The organism is Sulfolobales archaeon (assembly GCA_038897115.1).
In the GTDB taxonomy this organism is placed as follows: Archaea; Thermoproteota; Thermoprotei_A; order Sulfolobales; family AG1; genus AG1.
The window spans coordinates 1-24230 of record JAWAXC010000025.1 but is presented as its reverse complement, the minus strand read 5'-3'; the positions used below and the strand labels follow the sequence as shown (position 1 = coordinate 24230).

General features: G+C 43.8%; 25 protein-coding genes and 1 tRNA gene. 10 read left to right on the top strand and 16 right to left on the bottom strand.

Features of this window, described 5'->3' with window-relative positions:
- The 3 genes from QXE01_04875 to QXE01_04865 all read right to left on the bottom strand — a co-directional run.
- The coding region (locus tag QXE01_04875; protein ID MEM4970569.1) for a hypothetical protein at nt 1-2061 on the bottom strand (2061 nt) is incomplete at its 3' end.
- A 99-nt stretch (nt 2062-2160) separates the two neighbouring features.
- The gene (locus QXE01_04870) at nt 2161-2892 is read right to left on the bottom strand and encodes a DUF47 family protein (protein ID MEM4970568.1); all 732 of its coding nucleotides are present in this window, start codon (nt 2890-2892) and stop codon (nt 2161-2163) included.
- Nucleotides 2893-3038: 146 nt separating this feature from the next.
- A complete protein-coding gene (locus tag QXE01_04865) occupies nt 3039-3263 on the bottom strand; it encodes a hypothetical protein (GenBank protein MEM4970567.1) in 225 nt (74 codons plus the stop codon).
- A gap of 120 nt (nt 3264-3383) precedes the next feature.
- Here QXE01_04865 and QXE01_04860 point away from each other — a divergent pair, with 120 nt between their 5' ends.
- A complete protein-coding gene (locus QXE01_04860) occupies nt 3384-4310 on the top strand; it encodes an Mrp/NBP35 family ATP-binding protein (GenBank protein MEM4970566.1) in 927 nt (308 codons plus the stop codon).
- A gap of 273 nt (nt 4311-4583) precedes the next feature.
- Here the strand turns inward: QXE01_04860 and QXE01_04855 are convergent, their stop codons facing one another.
- From QXE01_04855 to cdd, 5 genes are all read right to left on the bottom strand, one after another.
- Nucleotides 4584-4997 carry a CBS domain-containing protein gene (locus QXE01_04855; GenBank protein MEM4970565.1) on the bottom strand — a complete coding sequence of 138 codons (414 nt, stop codon included), beginning with the start codon at nt 4995-4997 and terminating at the stop codon, nt 4584-4586.
- A gap of 171 nt (nt 4998-5168) precedes the next feature.
- A complete protein-coding gene (locus QXE01_04850) occupies nt 5169-5996 on the bottom strand; it encodes an ABC transporter permease (protein ID MEM4970564.1) in 828 nt (275 codons plus the stop codon).
- The gene (locus tag QXE01_04845) at nt 5989-6978 is read right to left on the bottom strand and encodes an ABC transporter permease (protein MEM4970563.1); all 990 of its coding nucleotides are present in this window, start codon (nt 6976-6978) and stop codon (nt 5989-5991) included. Before QXE01_04845 ends, QXE01_04850 begins: the two co-directional genes overlap by 8 nt.
- Entirely contained in the window at nt 6978-8819 is a 1842-nt protein-coding gene (locus tag QXE01_04840; GenBank protein ID MEM4970562.1) for an ABC transporter substrate-binding protein, read from the bottom strand. The genes QXE01_04845 and QXE01_04840 overlap by 1 nt, the downstream gene beginning before the upstream one ends.
- A gap of 145 nt (nt 8820-8964) precedes the next feature.
- Nucleotides 8965-9375, bottom strand: a complete 411-nt coding sequence (cdd, locus tag QXE01_04835; protein MEM4970561.1) for a cytidine deaminase — start codon at nt 9373-9375, stop codon at nt 8965-8967.
- A gap of 788 nt (nt 9376-10163) precedes the next feature.
- Here cdd and QXE01_04830 point away from each other — a divergent pair.
- Nucleotides 10164-10251: transfer RNA gene (locus QXE01_04830), tRNA-Phe, on the top strand.
- A 51-nt stretch (nt 10252-10302) separates the two neighbouring features.
- Here QXE01_04830 and QXE01_04825 read toward each other — a convergent pair.
- The 4 genes from QXE01_04825 to QXE01_04810 are packed head-to-tail and all read right to left on the bottom strand — an operon-like array spanning nt 10303 to nt 13903.
- On the bottom strand, nt 10303-11331 hold the full coding sequence (locus QXE01_04825; protein MEM4970560.1) for a DUF5305 family protein: 1029 nt from the start codon (nt 11329-11331) through the stop codon (nt 10303-10305).
- 14 nt (nt 11332-11345) lie between these two features.
- Entirely contained in the window at nt 11346-12620 is a 1275-nt protein-coding gene (locus QXE01_04820; protein MEM4970559.1) for a signal peptidase I, read from the bottom strand.
- Nucleotides 12621-12632: 12 nt separating this feature from the next.
- Complete coding sequence (locus QXE01_04815) at nt 12633-13298, bottom strand: hypothetical protein (protein MEM4970558.1); 666 nt, start codon at nt 13296-13298, stop codon at nt 12633-12635.
- Nucleotides 13299-13333: 35 nt separating this feature from the next.
- Nucleotides 13334-13903, bottom strand: coding sequence for a hypothetical protein (locus QXE01_04810; protein ID MEM4970557.1), 570 nt, complete (start codon nt 13901-13903; stop codon nt 13334-13336).
- A gap of 196 nt (nt 13904-14099) precedes the next feature.
- On the opposite strand from QXE01_04810, the gene QXE01_04805 reads away from it, so the two are divergent.
- Nucleotides 14100-14639, top strand: a complete 540-nt coding sequence (locus QXE01_04805; GenBank protein MEM4970556.1) for a hypothetical protein — start codon at nt 14100-14102, stop codon at nt 14637-14639.
- A 206-nt stretch (nt 14640-14845) separates the two neighbouring features.
- On the opposite strand, the gene QXE01_04800 is transcribed toward QXE01_04805, so the two are convergent.
- Nucleotides 14846-15304 (bottom strand): hypothetical protein, encoded by a 459-nt coding sequence (locus QXE01_04800; GenBank protein ID MEM4970555.1) that lies wholly within the window; start codon nt 15302-15304, stop codon nt 14846-14848.
- A gap of 414 nt (nt 15305-15718) precedes the next feature.
- Entirely contained in the window at nt 15719-16039 is a 321-nt protein-coding gene (locus tag QXE01_04795; protein MEM4970554.1) for a hypothetical protein, read from the bottom strand.
- 376 nt (nt 16040-16415) lie between these two features.
- Between QXE01_04795 and QXE01_04790 the strand changes: the two genes are divergently transcribed.
- From QXE01_04790 to QXE01_04780, 3 genes are all read left to right on the top strand, one after another.
- Nucleotides 16416-17126: a serine protein kinase RIO gene (locus QXE01_04790; GenBank protein MEM4970553.1), complete on the top strand. Its 711-nt coding sequence runs from the start codon at nt 16416-16418 to the stop codon at nt 17124-17126.
- A 191-nt stretch (nt 17127-17317) separates the two neighbouring features.
- A complete protein-coding gene (locus QXE01_04785; protein ID MEM4970552.1) occupies nt 17318-18349 on the top strand; it encodes a winged helix-turn-helix transcriptional regulator in 1032 nt (343 codons plus the stop codon).
- Nucleotides 18350-18412: 63 nt separating this feature from the next.
- On the top strand, nt 18413-19267 hold the full coding sequence (locus tag QXE01_04780) for a winged helix-turn-helix transcriptional regulator (protein ID MEM4970551.1): 855 nt from the start codon (nt 18413-18415) through the stop codon (nt 19265-19267).
- A 109-nt stretch (nt 19268-19376) separates the two neighbouring features.
- Here the strand turns inward: QXE01_04780 and QXE01_04775 are convergent, their stop codons facing one another.
- Complete coding sequence (locus tag QXE01_04775; protein ID MEM4970550.1) at nt 19377-20552, bottom strand: hypothetical protein; 1176 nt, start codon at nt 20550-20552, stop codon at nt 19377-19379.
- A gap of 126 nt (nt 20553-20678) precedes the next feature.
- On the opposite strand from QXE01_04775, the gene QXE01_04770 reads away from it, so the two are divergent.
- From QXE01_04770 to QXE01_04760, 3 genes are all read left to right on the top strand, one after another.
- The gene (locus QXE01_04770) at nt 20679-21386 is read left to right on the top strand and encodes an SCO family protein (protein MEM4970549.1); all 708 of its coding nucleotides are present in this window, start codon (nt 20679-20681) and stop codon (nt 21384-21386) included.
- Between the two features lie 486 nt (nt 21387-21872).
- Nucleotides 21873-22592 carry a hypothetical protein gene (locus QXE01_04765; protein ID MEM4970548.1) on the top strand — a complete coding sequence of 240 codons (720 nt, stop codon included), beginning with the start codon at nt 21873-21875 and terminating at the stop codon, nt 22590-22592.
- Nucleotides 22593-22684: 92 nt separating this feature from the next.
- Complete coding sequence (locus QXE01_04760; protein ID MEM4970547.1) at nt 22685-23113, top strand: pyrimidine dimer DNA glycosylase/endonuclease V; 429 nt, start codon at nt 22685-22687, stop codon at nt 23111-23113.
- A gap of 109 nt (nt 23114-23222) precedes the next feature.
- Here QXE01_04760 and QXE01_04755 read toward each other — a convergent pair whose 3' ends face one another.
- A complete protein-coding gene (locus QXE01_04755; GenBank protein MEM4970546.1) occupies nt 23223-23450 on the bottom strand; it encodes a hypothetical protein in 228 nt (75 codons plus the stop codon).
- A 211-nt stretch (nt 23451-23661) separates the two neighbouring features.
- Here QXE01_04755 and QXE01_04750 point away from each other — a divergent pair, with 211 nt between their 5' ends.
- Complete coding sequence (locus tag QXE01_04750) at nt 23662-24222, top strand: LOG family protein (protein MEM4970545.1); 561 nt, start codon at nt 23662-23664, stop codon at nt 24220-24222.
- Nucleotides 24223-24230: the final 8 nt, after the last annotated feature.

Below are 24230 nucleotides of genomic sequence, written 5' to 3'. Positions count from 1 at the left end.
TTCTAACCCTAGCTTGCCAAGTGCAACCTGCAGAGCGAGTTTCGAGATCATCTCTGAATAGGAGGTGTTGATCGAATAGCCTCTTTTAATAGCCTCTTCCTCAATCGAGATTGATATGATGTTGATAATATATCTATATATATCTTCTGTAGTCTGGTTAGGATAGGTATTCACAATATATGAGATCATCTCTTTCAAGGATCCAACGGCCTTCTGTGGATAGTTACTGCCACCAAGATATCCTTGGATCTTCTCGAGAGCCTGGGATAGGAAGAAGGCTTTCGCAACATATACCGGGTCTTCACCCCTAGCAAGGTTTTCCAATAGATACTGCGGGATAGAGCCTATTATCCCCTCGTATGGAGTGCCCTTTGATTCTATTAGAAAGAGATCTATTGTAGCATTGACTATAGCTACCTTGGTAAGAAGACCTGTCGCGTTTGGATCGTATCTCGCTAGGATATAAGATATGTTAGAAGCCTTTAAAGCACCCTTGCTCATGTTCTCAACATAGATCGATATATATGATCTTATGATCGGTACTAGATCCTCTCTAGAGGCATTTCTATATCCAAGATCAACTATGGCTCTCGCCACACTATAGTCAACATTGCCTATCCTAGCTATTAGAAGCGATACAGCTTCAACAGCTATATCTCTGTTTTCCCATATAGAGCCTCTCACATCTGGATCTAGGGATACTATGATCTCAGATATATATGGTGAATAGTCAGATAGATTCCCCATGTATTTTGTTGCTTCTCTAACAACTATCTCCGCCACATACCTTGTTGTTATATTGCCCTCCACTATTACCCTTGCCAAGCTCCTAGCGAGATCCTCGCTCCCTCCCTGTGAGGCTATGTTTCTATATATAATATCCTCTAGATAGATCTTACCGCTATCCCTGATTCTTGATGAAAGGTTACTACCAAGCGAGAGCATTTTATTAAGAAGAGATATTTGAGAGACTATGTGGGAGCCCTCCTGATCTGGTGGTGATAGAGAGCAGTAAAGGCATGTGGAGAGGCTATCATATATATCTTGCCATGCTCTCGAAACAATCTCGATCAACACTGAGATCTCTTCTCCAGATGCGTTTGGAATATATCTGCCTAGAACTCTAGGCATTAAGATCTCAGATGTTAATCTAGATATAGCTATATCAGGAGGCACCCCTGATCTGGTTAGGTTAACGAATCCCCTGTATAGTGTGGAAGCTATATCTGGGGGTAGCGGAGCCAGGTTTGGATTTATTGTTGATAGATTCGTATAGATCGTATATTCTGTGCTCGATATATTGTAATAATATATAGTTCTTGCTGCCTGCCACCATGAGAAGAGATACAGCGTAGATATGTTGTTTCTATTTGCATCGTTATTTATTAGATCCTCCTTTAGAATCGAGATCTTCTTTGAATAGTTATTCGCCTGCCAATAGATCTCTGAGTACATTTTATCAAGAGCCCTCAATCCATTCTCGTAATTCGAAATGTTCCTCGAGAGATTATATGCGAGATCTACGGCGTATGTGAAGTTAGCATCTATCGCTGTAAGCGCCTCCCTTATATATAGAAGGGCCTGTGAGATGTTTTTAAACCCGCTAATAGTTGTTGATAGGTTCTCCTCCAGATTGTTGGTGAGCTCTAGGAGATCTCTAGCTCCTGTGGATGCGGCTCTAATGGAGATATTAGATATATTTTCCACGTTTCTATAGAGCTCTATAACTGCCTGTGGGTATCCGCCAACGCTTCTGATATTCTGTGAAGCATTCACGCTATAGATTAATCTAGAGATCTTTAGTGCCGTATTTGGATCACTTATATCTATATTTGACACATATATTATGTCAGACCCGCCACCACCTGAGATCATAGATAGCAGGGAGCTAGCTCTAGAGCTCTCTGAATCCCTTGGAAGTAGGCTCTCCTCAGCTGCTGAGGTAAGGGATTCGAGGGATGCGAAAAATGGGTAGAGGGATGCCAGGGCGATAACCCATATCGCTATTATTAGATAAGGCCTCCTAACAGGGATCGAGGCTATATCCAGAATTATACCCACCTATTGAAGAAAATAGAGTAGGCCTTATATATAAACGTCTCAATGTATAGAATATATTGTTTATACCTTCCATGCCTTTGTATATATCTTTATGAGACTTTATGAGATAAGGGAGCTCTCTAGCCTGACAACCGCGTGGGCAGCATCTTCTGTAGCATCTGCTATATCGTCTACAACTCTGATCAGCTCTATCGCATGGAAGATCTCTATAGGCCCTAGGCTCTTGCTCTCATAGATTTTATCGAGCGCCTGGTTCTTAACCTCATCTATTCTATCCTCGATCACATCTATCTCAGCCCTGAGCCTCATTGTATTCTCTTTATTCCTAAAAGCAGTTATATATAGCTCCTGGAGCTTCTGAACACCTGATTTGGCGAGGCTTATCATTAACCCTATATCAGTGTATATGCTTTTCAGCTCTTCATTAGATACAAGCCTGTTTTTATAGGCTCTGGCAAGCTCCATCCCTATGAAATATATTCTATCCATTATATCATCTGTCTTATCCACTAGATATTGGAGCTCTGATACGAGGGCCGGGGGGACAGATCCCTTGAGGATCTTTGTAAATGTTTCTTCGGTAAGGTTATCAGCCTCCCTCTCCATTAGGAGAACCTCATTAGCTTTTAACGCAGCCTCTCCATAATCCCTGCAGTTTGTGATCAGATTATATACTATATCTATAGCCTTGAGGGATAGATCTAGGTGTTTCCTCAGATTCTCCATAATCTCTATCTCAGGCGTCTTTGGAACCATTTTTTCAAATATTCTCTTCAGAGCTTCCAGCCCAGCTATATCCACCATGGGGGGTATATAAGCATATATCTTCATAAAAGAATATAATAACCTATGAACCATCTAAAGGGAATCATCCCCTAGAGAGGGAAACAGAGATGACGCCCAAGACCAGTATAGTATTTCCCCTCACATATCCTTAGTTTTATTTCTGAGATTGGGAATTCCCTAGAGCCATAATTTCAATGTTTCTGCCCCTTGATAATCCTCGTAGATAGCCATGGATATCTCTCTAAATCAATTATAGAAGATACTATGAAGCTTCTCTGAGAAGCACTGTGTTTTAGAGTATAGCTTGGCATCTCCCTATATGCATCTTCAATCTCTCTAAACGCCTGTCTATCAAACCTATTAACCCAGCCCTCTAGAGCAATTGTTCTCCTCAGAGTCTTCAGCTCCCTATCCAACGCTTTCAATAGCTAGAAGTAGTTAGGCATATTTAGATGTATCGCTAAATTGGAAACAGCCTTAAAGATGAGGTTGCCGCTATATATGCCTCCCAGCGGAATTATGAATTGGTAGCTATTTTGTCAAACCCATATAGGATGGGAGGTGTGGGCAGTAGAGGGGGTGTGAGGATCCAGCAGGGTGGTGGTCCTATAGCACCTCCTCCACAGCCAAGTGTAAAGGCTTTTGAAAACCTCAGGGGTGTGGGTAGCATAATAGCTGTTCTAAGTGGGAAGGGGGGTGTTGGGAAGTCCTTTGTCACAGCCTCTCTTGCCATGGCTCTCAGCAGGATTGGTAGAAGGGTTGGGGTGCTTGATATGGATTTCCACGGACCCTCGATGCCGATAATGCTGGGTGTTAAGCAGGATCTCCTAGAGGTTGTTGAGAAAACCCCTGGGGTGCCTAGGATACAGCCTGCTGAGGGATATGGTGGTGTGAAGGTCGTATCTATAGATCTCATGCTAAGCGATAAAACAACCCCTGTGGTTTGGAGGGGGGCTATTAAGGTGAGGGTTCTCCAACAGCTATTAGAAGACGTTGAGTGGGGGGATCTGGATTATTTATTGATAGACATGCCACCAGGCACTGGTGATGATGCTTTAAACCTAGTACAGACAGTACCTAGGATCGAGGGCCTCATATTCGTAACCCTACCATCTGAGGTAAGCTCTCACGTGGTGGCAAAATCCATAAGATTCGTTGAGATGGTCAGGGCAAGCCTGGGTAAGGAGATACCAATCATAGGTGTTATAGAGAATATGAGCTACTTCATATGCGAGCATGGGAAAGAATACTATATATTCGGAAAGGGGGGTGGTGAGAAGCTCAGCAAAGCCCTAGGCACAAGGCTCCTAGGAAAAATACCTCTAGACCCCAGAATAGCTGAGAGCAACGATAAAGGCATCTCAATACTAGATCAATATCCAGACTCGCCAGCATCTAAAGAGATAATGAGAATAGCTAGGGAAATCGAGGAAGCGATCAATAATAAAAAGGGTAAGAAGTAGCTTTGACACACCCTTATTCTAAGCCAAAACCTATGTCGCGTTTCCCCCTCTGGTATTTCTAACTGTTTCCCCACTTTTGCTTCTTTGAGAAGGGTTAACCCTTAGTGTGGGATCACCAGCTTCACCCACATCTTATGAGCTCTCTCGAGAGAAACGCCTCGATGAACAACTATAAACATAATATGAAATCCAAAACAGCAGCTAAAAGCGTAAATCCCTAAAGACTTAACCGATCTCCTCCTCGCCCTAAAATGCGGGGCTAATGGGGAGATATTATTCGCCTATATCTCCTAACTCTTCTAAATACCTTCTAAATGTTTCTGTAATATCTCTTGCTGTTACCATTCCAACTACCAGCCCTTTCCTATTTATAACCGGTAGATGCCTTATCCTCTTCTCAGCCATTAAGATCACTGCTCTTGATATCGGTTCATCCTCATATATAACTACTGGGTTTCTCGTCATAACACTAGCAATATTACTATCGAGATCCACGCCTTCTGCTATAACCCTCACAAGATCTCTCTCTGTGAATATTCCTAAAACCCTCCCCTCAGGATCTGTAACTATAACGCTCCCTATATTCTCCCTATTCATTATTTGAACAGCATTTCTAATACTCGTGGTAGGGGAAACAGTGACGGGAGCCCTTTTTATAAGCTCACCTATCTTCCTCACACCATACATAAGCCCACCTATATGTTATCAATGCCCTGTAGAATATTTAAGCTTTAACTAAGGCCGCCTCGGTAGTCTAGATCATTAGTTTCTATAGCACCTTTAAATGATCTCAGGGGCTTTTTCTTATTATATGATATAAACGCTCATTGGGATAAGATTCTCCTATCACTATTTATACTATCTATTTTCTTTTCTCTCGAGTCCTATGGAGATCATTGTTAAGGCAAAAATGATCAGCGTTATCATGATTCCTGCTGGGACTATCATCCACCACGCGCCTGAGGCCAGTGCAGCTGATCTTCTTGCATAAAATAATATGGTTCCCAGACTAATAGCTCTGGGATCGCCGAGACCAAGGAAACCGAGGCCGGCTTCTAGAAGGATAGCTGCTCTGGTACTCGTCACGATCGATGCTAAGGCTACTGGTATAGATGCGGGTAGTAAGTGCTTCAAAGCTATATGTCTCAGGCTAGCTCCAAGGGCTCTCGCAGCCTCTATATACCCTGTCGAAAGGATCTGGAGTGAGTGGGCTCTCACTATCCTAGCAATCCCGGGCCATCCGGTTATCGAGAGGACAAGGATCACGTTATATATGCTTGGTTTTAGGAATGCTATGAGTACTAGTGCTAGAACTAGGGATGGCATTGCTAGGAGAAAATCGACTATCCTCATTGTGATCGCATCTACAGCGCCTCTGAAGAGGGCAGCAGCGATACCGATGACTAGGCCGAGCATTGTTATTATTGCTGCGGCACTAACACCTATGAAGAGCGATGTAATTATCCCTCTATATAGCATAGCAATAACATCTCTTCCTATATCATCGGTGCCGAGAGGGTGATTGATAGAGGGTGGTTCCAGCGGGTTTCCTCTTATAGAGTTGGGATCACTTGGTGTTAGGGCTATCCCCGCTAGAGAGAATATTATTAGAGATATAACTATGTATATACCTATCTTTGCAGATATGTCTATGCTTCTCATCGATATGAGAATGTTTTTAGCCACCCTCCCAACCCCTTTTAATCCGTGGATCTATGAAGTAATAGGCTATATCTGCTACGAGGTTCGCAATGACAACAACTAGAATAGTCAGTAGAAATATCCCCTGTAGCACTGGATAGTCAGCCCTTAATATTGAGTCATATAGAAGCCTGCCAATGCCGTTCCACCCAAAAACGGTTTCTGTGAAAACAGCCCCTGTTACTAGGAGTGGTGATTGGTTAGAGGTTATAGTTGTTGTATGTATTGCTACATGTCTCATAATATGTTTAACCAAGATAGCCCTTTCTCTGAGCCCGATCGCCTTTAAAGTTACCACGAAATCCTCTCTTTTAATACTGGCAACTACGTTCCTCACATAGATATAGTAGCTCGGTATGAAGAAAACAGCTAGGGTGATCAGAGGACCGATCATATGCCATAGATAGTCAAGGGCATATGTTACGAAGCTCGTCTCAATACCTATATAAGATGAGGTTCCGCTTATAGGTATAATATTCCATGTATAGCCTAGGTAGAACTGTATTAGAAGGGCTACCCAGAAGACCGGGGCTGAGAACGCCATATAGAGAAGCCCTGTCACGGCTCTATCCAACAAACCGCCAGATCTCCACCCAGCTAGGATCCCGAGCAAGGTTCCTAGAAGAGCAGATATTGCTAGACCACTTGACATAAGGATCAATGTGTTGATCAGTCTAGGCCCTGCTATGACCTCCACAACACCCATCCCCGTAAAGCTGAAAGAAACCCCTAGATCTCCTCTTAAGAGGTTTGCCATATAGGCTAAGAGCTGCTCATAAAGGGGTTTATCTAGGCCGAATCTCCTTATAATCTCTGCCCTGGCCTCTGGATCAAGCCTTGGATCTAGGAGAGAAGCTGTAGGATCTCCTGGTAATAAGCGGAATATGAGAAAAGATATTATTATCCCTATAAAGAGAACCACTATGAGCTGGGATACCTTCTTCAATATATATGATCCGAAGCCCATTAAGACCTCCTTCTCATGATCAATACCAAGGCTACAGCGACAACCACTATAGCGATAGCGATAAGCACAGCTGCTCCCTGCCAGCCAAGCCATCCAGGTTGCTGTAGAGGAGTTGTGATCTGGGGCTGGGTGGTCTGTGTTATTACAACCTCAGCTCTTGTGGGCGTGGGTGTTGCTGTATTTGTGGTATAGCTGGGGGTCTGGGTATAGGTTCTCTGCTGGGGACCCACATAGATCCTTATACCGTCTGGCCCTGGAAGCCAGCCAGCCTCTTCAAGGATCTTTGCTGCCTTCTCAGGATCGTATTTAAATGTTATGTTAGTATTTGCATATCCATCATGCCACTCCTTATTAAGTATCGTATATACAGGTATTCCATAGCCACCTGCAGCTCTCCTTATTATCTCATCCCTATCAATGGCGTAGTTTATAGCCTCGAAAACCCTTGTATCGTTGAATCTTCTATAGTTGAATGCTATATAGACAAGCCATATGTCAGGTGTCTTTACAACCCTTAGATTCGGATCCTTCTCAGCATCTGGGATCAGGTTATAGCTCGTTGCATATCTCTCTGTATCAACCTCCCCTCTCTTTATAGCGTAATACCTAGTCTCAGCCTCCGGTATGACCCTTACAATTATCTTCGAGATCTTCGGTGCGCCCATGAAATAGCTGGGGTTTCTCTCAAGCACTATACTCTCTCCAGGCGTTCTACTGACAAACTTAAACGGGCCGCTCCCCACTGGATTGCTATTTGCCCAGTCTATCTTTTGACCCTCCCATATTTTCTTCGGAACTATGAATTGAAAGCTAGTGGCTAGATTTAGGAGGAAGAAGGCTGAGGGCTGTTTCAGTATGAACCTCACCGTATAATTATCGATCTTCTCTATATCCTTTATAAGAGTCGAGATGGTTCCCAGGTATCTAGGCGCCTTATTGCTGATACCGAATTTATATGTGAAGACAACATCATCAGCGGTTAATTCTGATCCATCGTGGAACTTAACCCCTTTTCTAAGGTAGAAGGTGTAGTTGAGACCATCGGGAGAGACATCCCATCTCTCAGCCAGCCAGGGAACCACCTTTAGATCTGGGGATAGGGCAACTAGGGGATCGTATATCTGTGCTAGAACCCATATAGATCTTAGATCTGTTGCCATGAATGGGTTAAGAGTGAGTATGTCTGAAGGAAAAGCTATCCTAAATATATTTTCATCCGGATTATCTGATTTATACATGTAGAGCATGCTCCACCTATTATAAGCCTCTACTATACCACCTGGCATTAATGTGTAGTTCTTCCACTCAGCCCTTATAACCTGTGTATTTATACTTAGATAGAGGGGTATAAATGATCCATTAGAAACTATAGCCTGGATCTGCCACGCAAGCCTCTTAGCTTCATCCTCGCTCTTAGCGGTTATCACGGCATCGATGAGCCTGTCAACCTCAGAATTATTATACCCCCAATAGTTAGAACCCCCTGGAATCGCATTTCTACTATGCATCGAGTTAAGCATCCCAGTAGGATCTGGGCTCTGGCTAACTGCTAGTGCAAAAGCATCATAGTCAAATGTATTCATAATCCTTGGATACATCACGGAAGATTCGAGCTTGACAAGCCTGATCTCTATACCCACCTTTCTAAGCTGCTCTGCAACCACCTCTGCTGCCTTATCAGATAGTGAGAACCATGATAGTGAAAGCATTTCAAAGCTCAGCCTAGGTCTTGCCTGGGCTTCGGCAAGCATTATCAAGCCTGCAGATGCGGGGCTTAGAACCCCGATGCATATAAGTATGAGGATCAATGTTGAGGGAATCCATCCTCTTCCAACCATCATAGATACCCAGGTTTAGTTAGATATAAGGCTAAATAAGCTATCTCTAGATCTCCATGATAAGCGGTTAAATAAAAGTATTAACCTAAAACCTATAGAAATACCTAGGCCGATTTACCAAGGCCTCATCTATCCTATTGACTCACCGCTATACTTTATATTCTAGTATTTCTTTACTGAATCTCATCGGCAATAGCTCTGATAACTTCCTTTTAACACTGCTTCCCCTCGGCGAGTACATTATGATCTCTACATCACCTGATCTGGAGAACTCCGAGATTACCTGAAGACATGCACCACATGGCGGTATTGGCTCGCTGTGGTCTGATACAACATATACCCTGGTAATCTCTCTACAGCCTTCCGAAACAGCTTTGAATATAGCTACCCTCTCTGCACACATGGAGAGCCCATATGAGGAGTTCTCAACATTGACCCCTGTAAAGATCCTCCCATCGCTACATATAACCGCAGAGGCAACCCTAAACCTCGAATATGGCGAATAGGAATTCCCTATTATATTTAAAAGCATATCCAGCATCTCCCCTCTATTGCCCATAAGGCTTTACATCTCCTCATCAATAAATTTCTAATATCATTGCTAATATTTAACCAGCTGACCTCATCTTCGCCTTAAAAGAGTGAACTGAAAATATCTTGATGTTTAAAGGAGAGGTTTATATAGGTTGATAACCATCATAGCGATTCAAGCTCCCCGGAGCTATGATGTGGGTTGATGCCACTAAAGCTTTATAAGCTCCGAAGATCATAAATTAATTAGTGATCCGCCTGGGTGATGGGAGCGCTGCTCCAAGCCTAGGCGGGCTTATCCTATGGGAGTCCTGTGCTGTTGGGCTCCACAGCCACCCATGAACCCATGGGATGAGCTAGGAGAGCCCTCTGGGCAAGGTAGAACCCCTAGGTGAGAACATGAACCCATATAAAATGATTGGGATGAACACCTAGGGAGAAACGGCTTTCAGTTTTAACTAGATAGAGTTATATTTTCACCGCAACTAGTAGTGTTTCTAATCACTGCTGGATACTTTGCTTCATCACCCCTTCTCCCTTCCTGCACCATCTATAGGGCTAACTCCCTTCAAGGGCATGGAGCTTCATCGAGTGCCCCCTCCTCTCACAACTGCTCATCAAGCTCATAGCAGCACCCTCTAGTCAACTAACTAGCTACAAAATCTATAATCAATAGGTTATTATTTAGAAGTAAAAGAACAACTAAGAGCTATGTGAATACGTTACGACCGAAATTCTCACCCTTTAGGATGGGGGGTGGAGATCAACTAGTGCTGGAAGATTTATATTCCAAGATTTGGGATTCTAGATGGGAGTGCCGCCGTAGCTCAGCTGGGAGAGCGACCGGCTGAAGAGATCCTCGGCAGACACCGGTAGGTCCGGGGTTCAAATCCCCGCGGCGGCACCTAATAAGATTAGTATTAAAACCTCGGGGCTTTATAAGAGATGTTCGATCCTATGTCTTGGCACTACTCCCCTCTTCACTGGCTCTAAGCATATAGGTGACATCTTGATCAACTATATAGTATTCGCACTTTTCCCTCGATAGGCATTCCCTCAGTATTGGTTTTTCCAGCATTCTCGAGAGCTTTACAAGCTCCTCGGGCTTCTCTATATACACAATGTTTTTACCCCCTTTCAATGGTAATCTGGAGTTCCCCACCTCTACTATTAGCTGGCTAAATCTCCTCTCCAGGATCTCCTCAGGCTTTCTAGCCCTTGTTGCAAGGCTTCTAAATGCTATTGAGATAGCTAGTAGCGAGACCCCAGCTATGGTTAGTCCTAGCGAGATATTTCTAGCAACCCCAACAGGCATGCCCATCACCATAGCTGTTATAATATTCCTCTCCCTATCCTCGAACGTTCTTCCAGATGTTAGGTTGCCCGAGATATCCACCTTGTTATAGCCAATATATACTGGGAGCTCTATTGAGTGGACCTCGAGATCCCTTCTGCTATACTGCTGTATAGATAGAGTAGTATCTATATTGGCTGATATCCTTATCACATATGAATCAGATCTCGCCATAACCTGCTTGGAGAGCCTTGTCATAAGCTCTGAGGCGCCTGTGAGATTAATAGAGAAAGATTCCGAGGCCCTGTTCGAAGAAACATCTATAGGTATTTCGAGATATCTCTTAGACCAGCCATCTGGATGTATCAGCAGCACTGAGATCCTTATCACACCTCTAGCACTCCCCTGGCTTATGACATATGTATAGTTGATCAGGAGCTCCCTAACAAGCGATAGATATATAGGTGTTGAGTTGGGTATGGGGCTAAGGATCTCCTCCTCATATATCTCGTTCGGCAGTAGATAGAATGTTAGGTTGAATGTTGATATCCTCTCAACCCTATATATGGTTCTCTCACTCACAACATAGGGATCCCTCGTAAATGCCCCCGCAGCTATGAATACACCAACGGATAGCATCGTTATTGATGCTATTAACATGTAGACTCCTATCCTGTTTAGGCCAGCCATGCCACTCCGATCTCCTAAATTCTTCTCTTAAGATACTTATATATAATAGTTATAATTAAAATAGGTATAGACACCATAGGGATCCATAAATAGCTCGAAACTCCCTGGAGGAAGATGTTCCTCAGACCCTCAGGAGTAGATCTCATTATAATGGTAACCCACCCTATCTTTGGTATAGATCCTACAACCTTTCCGATCACAAGATCCCTCTTAACTATAAATGGATCCGGCGATGCCATGGCATCCCCCTTAGTTATGAATCCATCCCCAGCTATGCTAACTACCCTATGAACCACCACCTGCCCCTCACTCCAAAAGGCAATCACATCGCCAACACCTACTTCGAGAGAACCTCTAGATCTAGTTACTAATACAACATCCCCAACACTGAAGGTCGGCTCCATGCTCCCACTTATAACCACTAGAGGTACTGTGTTTGTATATATTGAGTAGAGGAGAAGCAGAGCTATGAGGATCATGGATATATCTAGTAGTGATGATGCCAAACGCCTCATAGATCCCTTTCTGAAGAACATCGAAGAGTATCCTCTAAGCTTCTCATAGCTCGGCAGAAGAGCCATTGTAAGTAGATAGGCTGATGATAGAATTATAGGGGCGAGGACCCCTGTGGAAGGCATGTTGGGTATATATGGTGAGAGCCTCCAATACCCATCCACGACTAGTCTAAACACGATTGCGGGGAAAAGGCCTCCAAGAATATGGATCTCTGAGACTAGGGCGCTATAGATAATCTGGGGCATATAGTAAGATAGATTCCTTAGAACTCCCTCGGCCTGAGGAGCTGAGTAGGCAAGCCTATAGCTGAAGGATAGAATCGTTATACCGAAAACAAGCCCCGCAATAGTTCCTATTAGAAGCTTCAAAATCCTACCCTTTACAAGCGCCATCAGAGATGCCCTGGCAACCTCGGCAGCGGCTAAACCAACGGCTAGGATTAATGCGTCGAGGGGAAGGGTGTAGATAGAGGTTCTCCTAGAGAGAAATCCAAGGATAAACCCTGTAGAGGTAAATGCTATAGCCATTACAAGGGATATGAATAGAGATCCCCTTATATCGAGTAGACCCTCCCCTCTATGACTGAGTAGGGGGATAGATGCTATCGAGACAAGAGCTAGAGCTAGATAGGCAATATATGTCCCATAGAGCCCTGGGAATATAAATGCTAGGTTAGGGGATAGGAAGAGAATTGTGAATATAAGGAGATAGAGCTTAGCATCACGAGAACCAATATTTTTTATAAAAAAGATTTTATCTTTATACCAACCCAAACCTGATCCCTATTATGGGAACTCGTTCCACTGTATCCCGATGAACAGGATCTCGAAGCTGAATGTAGAGTTCTCAGGTGCGCCCTGCTTAACATGCATCTCTACAGTGAATGTCTTGGAGCCTCCTGGCTCTAGCTGTGTCCCATTGGTTGTTAGGAAGCTACCCCATATATTTAGATCGAGATCTCCGTCCCCATCCATGTCACAATCCCACACAGGGCCGAAGATCTGATCCAAGCGCTGTGTGCAGATAGCACTGGGTGGCAGTAGAAGCTTCGCAAGGATCTTTACTGGTACAGAGCCTGTGTTGACCACAGATACATTATTTACTTTGCACATGTAGCTTGGATATACATTTACCAGCGTTATATTGATTTCTAGATCGTTATTCCCAGCATTGCTGCCGAACTGTGGGAAGCTATCTCTCACAACATGCTCCTCATCCTGGATCTGCTGGAAAGATGCTAGGCATTTACCCACATCCTTGGGCTCTGGTAGGAAGGGCTCGTTATCAGCAGTTACTGGAGAGCCTCCAAAGCTTATATCCACATCACCTGTCTTTATCGTGGAAGCTATTTTGAGGCTATCGCTCCACATAGCCACCGCTAGCCCCAATACGCTTATGAAGATCGCTAGTGACGCTATGCCCGCGATACCCCTTATAACCATTCTAGCCATGCTAACACCGTTTAGCTTAGCATTAACTTCACTAGCTAGCTAGGGGGTTCCTCGTTCCACTGGTGGAACATCAGCTTTAGCTGTAGGGTGTATGTTGAGCTCTCCGATGCCGACTGCTCTACGTGGAAGCTTATTTTGAACCACACACTCTGACCTGGATCTATCTGAACCTCTGTCATGTTATGAGCATATGTCACATCACTGCTGAAGTTACCGCTCACCACTGTTATATGTGGTCCTTTAACTGGTATTGTGCCCGTATTTCTCACCTCAAAGGTCACTGTGCAGTTATAGCTTGGATATGCATTCACAATTGTTATATTTAGATCTAGATCGTTGTTACCACTGGGATTCCCTTGATCCTCGTTCTCAATCTCTACTAGGCTGGCGTAGCATGTGCCTACATCCTTATCATGTGTGGGATCTATCGTGCCTGGAGGATCATTAGTAGAAACTGATCCGAATTGAACATCTACATCTCCTGTTTTCACTGTTACAGCTACTTTTAGCGAGTCGCTCCACATGGCTATAGCAGATCCTATCACCGCTAGCATTAGTAACACTGCACCTATCTGAAGCGCTCCTTTTCCTCTTACCCAGCTCATATCTCTCACCTTTCACCGATAGGGTTTTAGGTTATATTGTAGATAGCTCTTTACAACCATACGCCACACTTGTTTATAAACATTTGTAGCACCTGCTTGAACACCTATATATTCTCCACCTGATTAACCCATGTGGAATTCTGGGTTGAGGGGTTCCTGGCTATATAGGCTCGTCTTATTGGTAATAGTGGTGTCTATGATCCCTGCTGCCGCTAGCATGTGGAGCGATAGGCTCGAAATATCCGCCAGGATCAAGACCGCCAAGTCAAATGTGCATATAACAAGCTATAAGATCCTGGGCCTCGGGCAGCAAAGAGATGGCAAGTGCCTAGCTATCGAGGGCTATATAGAGATCGGGGGGAGTGGGAGAAACGCTATCGCCATCTTCACCAACATAACCCCTGGATGGTATGGCTGGGTAGGACTTGTAATCTCTAACGATGGCAGCTTCCCCAGAGCAGTTTCAAAACCCTCTATTAGTGTTCCCATAAACTTTACATCATATACCTTCCTATACGGCCCCTACAGATCCCCAGGCAAAACCCCTATATGGAGCTCTGTTGATATATGTAGCATGACAGATAACCTCAGAAGCGTGGGAAACCCATTCCCAGGGGAGAAAAGCGTTTCATCTATATATCTCGAGCCTAGCTACAAGGCTATCTCATGGATCTTCATAAACTATACCGGCACCGATAACATCCCAAGACTAGATATATCGATAACAATAAGCTGAAACACTCTTCACAGCTGAAAGCCCCACCCTCTAGAGCAGGAGAGAAGGGAGAAGAGAGGCTCCTAGAAGGCCTCTTATTCTCTCTGAGCTGACCTCCTCCCCGCCCTAAAGGGCGAGACTTTCAGTTGTAAGTCTCTTAAGAGCTGGGGGGTTGTTGGGAGAGGGAAAATAGTGATAGAGCTAGCATAGAACTAGGATCTCTTGCTCTAGGTGGGGGAGGTGCTGGTTATGATCCTGATTTTCTGGGATTTTATCACTATATGTAGGGTTCTATATATAAATCCCTTTATACCGCTGCAAGGCAGGATTTCAGAGCATGTGGTAGGAGCGGTGTCTTTGAAGTCATTGTCGCCTCCCTTTACAAGCCCCTTGAATATCTCCTTTAATATCGGTATTATTGAGGATCTACCGCCATATATAACATCTCTCCCAGGTATCATGAACCATGATACCGATGAATAGATCTTGGGGTCTATAAGAGATCTAAGCCATGCTGCTTGCTTAGAGTACATACCAACAACAGCTATCCTGCCCCTGCTAAGCCTCCATATAATCTTAGCGAATCGATAGCATAGCCTGCAATAGTTATCATAGAATAGGGTAGGGCTTTTAAGACCCTTGATCATGGACATAACACTGGGATCCTCCACTCTAATCTCTAGCATATTTACTAACCCACTAATTACATCTATATCTAGCAAGATATATACTAAAGATCCAAAGGCTATATTCGAAGATAGAGAGACACGAACCTTATATTACAACTGGAAGCCCCGCCTTCCTAAGGCGGGGAGGAGGTCAGCATCTTGAACAAATTGGCATAAAAGCGGATAGATAGGGAAACGATGTTCACCTAAAAAGGGTAGGAAACCCATGATTGAAAACACTACTTTTGTCAAGACATATTCTTTACGTGACATGAGACTATTAGAGCTTGTTCTTAACATTGATAAATCGATCATAGGCTCTGGTTCTCGAGATCCGCATTATAAGAGGGCTATGGTAAGGGGCTGGGGGTGTCAAGGCGATAAATCCGACTATGTAGGATTGATGTATGACTACACGGCTTGGATGGGTAGTTATTCTTGTATCTTTAGTTTTATCAGCTTCTTCATCTTTGATGCAATGCTCTTACATAGTTCCTCATATGATGATGCATATGCTATGTAGCCGTGTGGGGAATAGAGTATTTCAATACATATGTCTGCTGTATCTGATGAGATTGCTGGCGATATCTTCCCAGCTAGTACTCCTATATCTTTGAACTCATATATGGCTATGGCCATGATATCCCCCATATACTCTATATATCCCGCTATACATTCATCACCTCTAGACATAGCCACCCTAGAGGCCCCTTCGCTAATTAGGATCTCTCTGCACCTGACCAGCTCATTCATTATGTGTTTGTCCTAAGATGCTATATGCTGTTCTCCTTAAATATATGGCTATGCCGATCTATATGACCTTCCCCTGCCCTGAAGGGCGAGGTTTTCAGCTGTAAATTTAGATATATTATTTTTATTATAGATAGATTGTTTTTCTAGTTTTGAGAGCGTTTGATTCGAATATATAGTTCTCAGGGATCTTTGATGATCGCTATATAAAATCTGTTATATACTTCTAATTGATATATATTTTGGTGGTAGTCTAATAAAGCGTGATTATGAGGAGCTTGTAGATAGACTCTCGAGGAGGGAGAGTGAGAAGAGGATAAAGGATAGCGATCTCTTCGAAATTGTTGAGGAGGTATTCGATGCATCCACGGTAATGAGTGTGTTAGAGCTGAAATCTAGGGGGTGTCTTAAATCGCTTAAAGGGGTTGTCTCTGCTGGTAAAGAGGCTAGGGTATACTGGGCGAAGGATCCTGGGGGTAGAGATCTTGCTGTAAAGATCTATCTAACCCTAACCTCGGAGTTCAGAAGATCCATGATAAAGTATCTAGCAGGAGATCCTAGGTTTGAGGAGTATAGAGGGCTCTCCCCGAAGAAGCTCATATATCTATGGGCTAGGAAGGAGTTCTCAAACCTAAAGAGAATGTATGAGGCAGGCATAAGGGTTCCAGAGCCGAAGTGTCTTGAGAAGAACGTGCTTGTTATGGAGTTCATAGGGTTTGATGGTAAGAGGGCACCCCTTCTCAAGGAGGCATATGAATCTGGGGAGCTATCCCTCGAAGACCTCGCTAGAATATATAGAGAGGTTATAGATATGATCGAGCAGATATATAGAAAAGCCCGACTAGTCCACGGAGATCTAAGTGAGTATAACATAATGATATTCGAGGAGAAACCAGTGATCATAGATGTCTCCCAAGCCGTCTCGATCAACCACCCAAACGCACATAGCTTCCTAGAGCAAGATATAAGGAACATAACTAGGTTCTTCGCAAAAGCAGGCGTCGATGTAGAGGATCCCGAAGAAATAATGGAGAAGATACTCTCGGAAACACCATCAGAGGAACGTTCTAGAAAAGAGATACCGATATAGAGATTGTCTTCGCAAACCTCTATCCCATAGCTCTAGAGCCACCATGTACTAGGCTATCACAAGGTTACAAGGCCGGTTCCGAGGGGCTGGTTCTAAATTGTGATGAAATAGAGGAGATGCTCTCATAATAGGGATGTATGTTACTTATCAATTTATATTAGTCCTCTATCCTAGGAACATAAGGAGATCTGGTGGGTGTGAGCGAGAGGAAAATCATTGAAATCCTTGAGAAGGCGGGGCCTCGGGGGATTGCTCAGAGCGAGATCTATAAGATCTTGGGTCTCTCTAAGAGCTGGGTATCTGAGCTCCTATCCTCACTGGAGAGGAGGGGGGTTATCATCAGGAGTAGGGGTCCGGGGAAAACCCTTATAGTGAGGCTCTCGAGATACGGGGATCCATCTATAAGCAAGACACTCACCATAGGCTTAGTACCCTCGGTAGAATATCTCCCACTACCCCTTTTCATCAAGAAGTCCCGCGAGTGGGGATATCTCGTAGAACCATCTATAAAGAGGAGCGTGCTTGAGGTTGCTGTGAGCTTTATCAGGGGTGAGTATCACCTCGCCTATCTCCCCATCTATATGTTGCCCCTGTTAAAAGCCCTAGGTATAGGCTTCAAGTTGATAGGATCTGTAGCCCTTGGCGGTGCCTCCATAGTTGGGAGGGTTTTCACAGATGTGAGATCTATATTCTCCAGCATGCTATCCACAATGGAGATCCTCTCAATAGCATATATACGCACGGCAAGATCCATCGCCCCTCATAGCGAGCACAGGATCAGATATTATAGAGACCCTGATAGCGTTATCGAGAGCCTAGCTAAGGGTGGTGATAGCATAGCTATGACCTGGGAGCCGTATTCATCGATAGCCGAGATCAGGGGGTTGAAGAAGATCCCCGCCTCAGATATTCTAGGTGAATACCACTGCTGCGTCCTCATAGCTAGAGACAATATATCCCAAGAGATCATGTCTAGGATTAGGAGGGCACATATATCATCTATAGAGAAGCTTCCACACCATATAGATTCCCTCATCTATAGCTTCTCGGAAATAATAGGAATCCCACACACAATTATAAAGAAGGGATATAGAGAGTATATATTCACACACCAAATAGATGCCAGCATACTAAGGAATATAGCGAGGAACGCCGAGGGCTTCATGATCAACAGCGATCTTCTCGAGGAAATAGCTAGAATAGATGATACTCCTCCCTCTTAAAGCTGTGAGCACCTTTTAATCAAAGTTTAATCTCCTAAATACTAATATAAGAGATAGATAGCCTTGGTAAAAACCAGAGGCTCGATAGCTATAATCCCACTAGCGATAATTATGATTATAGCCCTCCCTATCCATAGCCTGGGTGAGATAGGGGATGAGGCTATATATAATGTATATGGAACCATAACCATATATTTAGAGGATGGCGGGCCAACTATCTATATGTATTTGAACTACTCATCAGGGCCAGGATCCCTCCTAATAGATCTTCCGATAGAGCCTATGGGGGATAGCATGGAGATCATCTATGGTAATGCTACATCAGCCATATATATGGGCTATCTATATGCATTAATACTCACCAACTCCTCAAAAGGATACATCGTACTTAAATATAATGGGATATACACAACCGATTCAGAGGGACTGAGGAATATTGAGATCAGAAACGTATCTTGGGCCTCATATATAGATCTAGTAGTAGATCATAGGATGAAGATAATGGGGCTTCCACCCAACGCTCTAGAGACCGGGGAGGGAGGTTATATAAGGTATAGAATATATAGCTTGGAAGGCGTTATTTCCATACAGATATCTTTGCCGAGGAATAATATGGGCTTTGAACTAATAGGCCTGTTAGCTAGCATATCGACAATAGGTGTGGCTGCAACATACTATGCTATACTAACTCAGAGGCGCAGACTCCCCGCAAAAGATAGGATAGATGCTGTAGATAGAGAGATATTAAAGGTGTTGAGGGAGATAGAAGAAGAAGCATCAGCATCAAGGATCCAGGAATTGACGGGGTTGCCGAAGACGACTCTGTGGAGGAGGCTGAGAAAGCTTGAGAGACTCGGCTACATAGAGATCTATAAGGTTGGGAGGAGGAGCATCATAAAAGCCAAGAGGCCTCCCTAAGACTAGATAGCTTTCTGTTAAACTGCCTTGCCTCTAAATGCTTATCGGTTCTAAGAATGTGGGAGCTCCTCTTATAGGAATATCTGTGTGATGCTGTGAGCTGTGATCTTCATCCAATGGCATATGGTATTGCTGTTGCTAGCACATAGATGCCTGCTGATGTTAGAATAACCCCTTGTAGATACCTGGTTAGGCGTTCCCATCTTCCACCTTGTGCAATACTCCCCAGGGTGTTTAGAAATATGTTTGAGCCTATATATGGTGCTATATATCCTATTGAGAATGCTAGAGAGCTTGTTAGAGCTGCCAATGGTTCTCTAGGTAGTGTCGATATTACCGCTAGTAGGAAGGGGAATGAGCATTGCATTCCAAGTATTGGGAGGATTATGGCTGATCTTCCACCGACAGATAGGAGGGGCTCTCTGTTGAAAAACGTTAGGAGCCCCCATGTTAGCGAGATAGTAGCTACATATGTTATTAAGGCGTAGTAGATGCTAACACCTAGTATCCTTCCAGCGTTTGAAGCAATGCTAATCCCTAGCGATGCTGGTACTAGGATCGCTATGAGGGATGCAAACACCTTTATAGCTCTTGAAAAACCCCCGCCCAGCCTGGCCGATGCAAACATAGCTATCATTGGTAAGGAGCATGGGGATAATGCTGCGAGGAGACCGAGACCTAGAGAGCTTAGAGGCCTTATCACGGTATCACCACTAGCACCGGATCTTCCGGTTATTGCGGACTCTATGAAGCTCTTTAAACCCTCATACTGATCTCCTCTGAAGACACCTATATGCCTTGCTATCTCAACACCATCTCTAACCAGGATCAACGTTGGTGTTCCGGGAACTCCGTAGCTGGATATAAGCTTCAGAGCGGCATCCTGGTTCTCATTGAATATCTCATCTATATGTATCCTTATGAGGCGTATCCCCATACTGCTGTTAGAAGAGAAATACCTATCTATAGCTGGGGATAGCTCCTTACACCCAGGGCAGTCCCTCTGCTCGAAGTAGAGAAGGTTGTAGCCTCTCAAATCACTCAATAGATCAAGTTTAGAGGCATCATATATATCTATAACACTAGAGTTACTAGAACTCGAGACACCCCTATCACTATTTGAACCCTCAGCACCTCCATAGATGCTGGTAACACTATGGGGCTGTATAAAAGCCTGGCTAACCAGGGGGTATAATGCTATGACAAGGATCCATATGGTGGTGGATAACAGCAAGACCCTTCCCACACTATAGCGGGCCTTCTTCTTCATATGGTATATCCTCATTAGGGGGCCCTCTGATATATAGACACCGAAGAGGATATAAGCCCTTATATTATTTTGAATAAAACTGTATATATGCTAATATATGCATTTATAGGTGGCCTAATCAGAGGTAGCTTGGTGTAGGGGTTGAAAAACCTCTATATATATGTAGGAATCGCATTCATAGCTATAGCGGCGATCGCAACCCTAGCAATATCAGGCTTTCTCCAACAAGCTTTTACCCCAGGGCAGCAGGGGCAAAGCATAGCTGGGGAGGGAGGTGTATTCGAGATTAAAAACGGTTCCACAGTGCTTGCCTATGTGATTAGAAACCCCAACTACTCTATATCAACAGTAGAGGCCAGATCTACTGCAGGCAATATAACACTCCCAATAACTGGTAAAGTTAGCGTGATGACATTCCAATATGTGAGATGCCCAGATATATGCCATTGGGAGACCTATGTGCTGGTATATCTCATGAACAAAACCCTCTCAACAGGCTTAGCAAGAGATGTTGTCTTCATCACAATAGATGTAGATCCCTGGAGAAGCACATATCAAGATGTGACAAGCTATCAAAGCAACAGGGCGGGAAAGCTTCTGAATAATATCACATGGATCTGGGTTCTAGATGATGTTGATAAAATGGATGAAGTATGGAGGAACTTTAGAATATTAGTTTTCAGGGATCCAAATACAGGGCTTATATCACATTCAACTGGATTCTATATATTCGATAGAGAAGGGAAGCTCAAATATATTATACAGCCAACTAATGAGGGGTGGAAAAACCTAGAGGCTCTATCTAGAGGAATATGGGATATACTATATAGAGTGGTTAAACCTGGATAGACCTATAGAGAGATTCTAGGTTATCCTTATCCACGACGAAGAGCTTCTCTCCTCAGAGGCTATAATATCCCCAGGAGATGATCTAGAAAAAAGCTCTTAAAAGAAGCTTAACCGCGAATTCCTATGGCGTTGGGCTCGACAGGGCTTCATGAGGTGTTGGTGAAGCCGGTGATCCCACGCCAAGGGCTAACTCCAATCGCAGAACTAAAAATATTGGAAAATAATTAAAAGTACCATGAAAGGGGAAATGCTTAAATATATATCCCTTAGACCATAACTATATTGGGACCCCGGGCCCACATAACATCCCCGTGTCCCCGGGGCTAGGATGAATGTGGGACGGGTCGCCCCCGGCATCCACATATTATAAATGCTTTTGATAATTCTTATCATAGTTAAATGGATTCTGAAAGAGCCCGTAAATTTGATAAGAGCGCCACAAAGTATTTATATCCCCGGATGATATTATTTGGAGAGGTATGTAAATTGAAAAGGAATACAGCTATAGCATTGGCTATTTCAGCAGCGGTTCTACTCTCAATAGCGACATTTGCTCTAGTAAGCACATTAGCTGCCCAAAGTCCTGAAACCTCTACAGTGGTTCAGTTCTACTCGCCCCTCCCAAGATCTGTTGTTGGTGTTGGTGGTAGGTTCTATATAGTGGCTATAAACATAATCACAACAGATCCTAGGCTTGTAGCCTACCCCGAAGTATCTATCAACCCCACTGTGAGGATTAACGCTACACTGGCTGTAGCATTTACAGCTAACTACACAGCTAGGGGGCCTGTTGACGGGGTATCTATAGGTGCTGGCTCACCAGTATTTGGGCTGGGGAAGAACGAGGCTCTCCCAGGGCTTGTTGTTATATTTAATAACACCCCCACAGCCATGGGAGGTCCTGGGAGGAATCTGGCTAACCTCTTCCAATTCACAGGATTCCAGGATAAGCTCGATCTTGGTGGGAGGACTGTGTATAGATTCATACAAACCATATGGATCGTTGGAGCACCGGCATGGTGTGGGTGGACAAAAGCTATAGCAGCGGTTATAAGCGATAGAGACGGTAATGGCTTGCTAGACGATGCGCCAGATACTGTGCCGGATGTTAATGGCGATGGGGTTATAGATGAGAGAGACCTAGCAGCCCTCGGCGTTGCATCAAATATAGCTACTGTCGTATTCTATGTCCCATGCCCTAGCTAGTTTCCCACCAATTTTCAATAGCGGTTTTCCATTTACCGATCATAATACCTGCTTTATTGTCTTATTAATAGATACTAATTAGAGGACTCACTATGAGGCTCTGGTCCTTACACCCCTCATTCTTAGATAGATTAGGATTACTCGCAGTATGGAGAGAGGGTTTGTTAGCACAGAAGGTTCTGCTAGGTGGAACAATTGGGTATAGGAATCATCCGCAGCTAACTAGGTTTAAACAGACAGAGGATCCCGTGCTATATATCGGGACATACCTGTATTATATCTACTTAGAAGGGAAGATCAGAGGGTATAAATTTGATATGAAGAAGATATTAAGATATAGCCTTAATATTAGGAAGATCCCTGTGACATCTGGGCAGCTCAACTATGAATATAATCACCTCTTGAATAAGCTGAGAGTAAGAGATTTGGATAAATATTACGAGGTGATTAGGAGAAAGCCAGAGCCTCATCCACTATTCTATATCATCCCAGGGGATATCGAGGTCTGGGAGAAGAGATAGGAGAGATAGCTCCCCATTTCTTGAAAACCCCCGGAACAGATCTATTATACATGTAGAGCCTTCACATTATTTGTATATCGCTAGTGATATGGATTGTAGATGCTCCTACTCAACCTCTACCTCTAGACCTAGAGATCTTAGCAATCATATAGCCAGAGAAGGCTTTAACAGCTAAGTAAAGCCCCGCTATAGCTATTCCAAGGCCAACTATTGATAGAATAGCTCCGAGAAACCCTCTCAACCCATAGATCATCACCACTATGGAGATGACGAGGCCAACTACCATGGAGATCACACCTGCTATAAGAGCCCTTAACCATATACCTGTTTCCTCCAAAGCCCCTCGATATATTTTGATAGGTTGAAAATAATATATTAGGTGGATTAACAGCGATATAGAGCCCCTATGTTTAAACCAGTAACCTTCACACGTAGCTTTCGAAAAGCCTCTATTGCTCATGACCGGTTAATAGAAGCTATCCATATAGATCATAACTAGCATTGATAAGGATTTTTGGGTTCTAACTCTTTAGGGTAGGGGAGCTGGTTTGGATATACCGAGGATCTCGATAGCCGCTAGTAGTGACGAGCCTGGGGAAGATCTTCTAGAAGCCTCTAGGATCTTTGTTAAAACTCTGAAGGACTGCTTAGGAAGCTTCATATTATATTTAGGGGGGTACTGGGGTTTGATGAAATATATAGCTGAATATGCCTGTAGCATTGGAATACCATGTGTATTTATCCTGCCTGAGAACCCTCGTGAGAATCCTCCTAGGAGGAGCTGTTTCTACCCAGTATATACAGGGCTTTCTATGAGGCAGAGATCCGAGACCCTTGTGATGTCCGGAGATCTATTGGCATCGCTGGGAGGTGGTGTGGGCACCATAGTAGAGATCTTCATGGCATATGCAAACTCCATACCATCATACGTATTGCTAGGCTATGGCCTCGACAGCGATAGGGTTGAGGTATTTACGCCATATGCCGATTATAGGAGGCTCGCGATTATTAAGATCTTTAGGAGAGATCCTGTGGGGATGGCGAGAGAGATATGTGGAGATATATTGAGAGGAAATATAAAAACCTGGAGGGGTTATAGGCATGGCTAGTAGCTTTC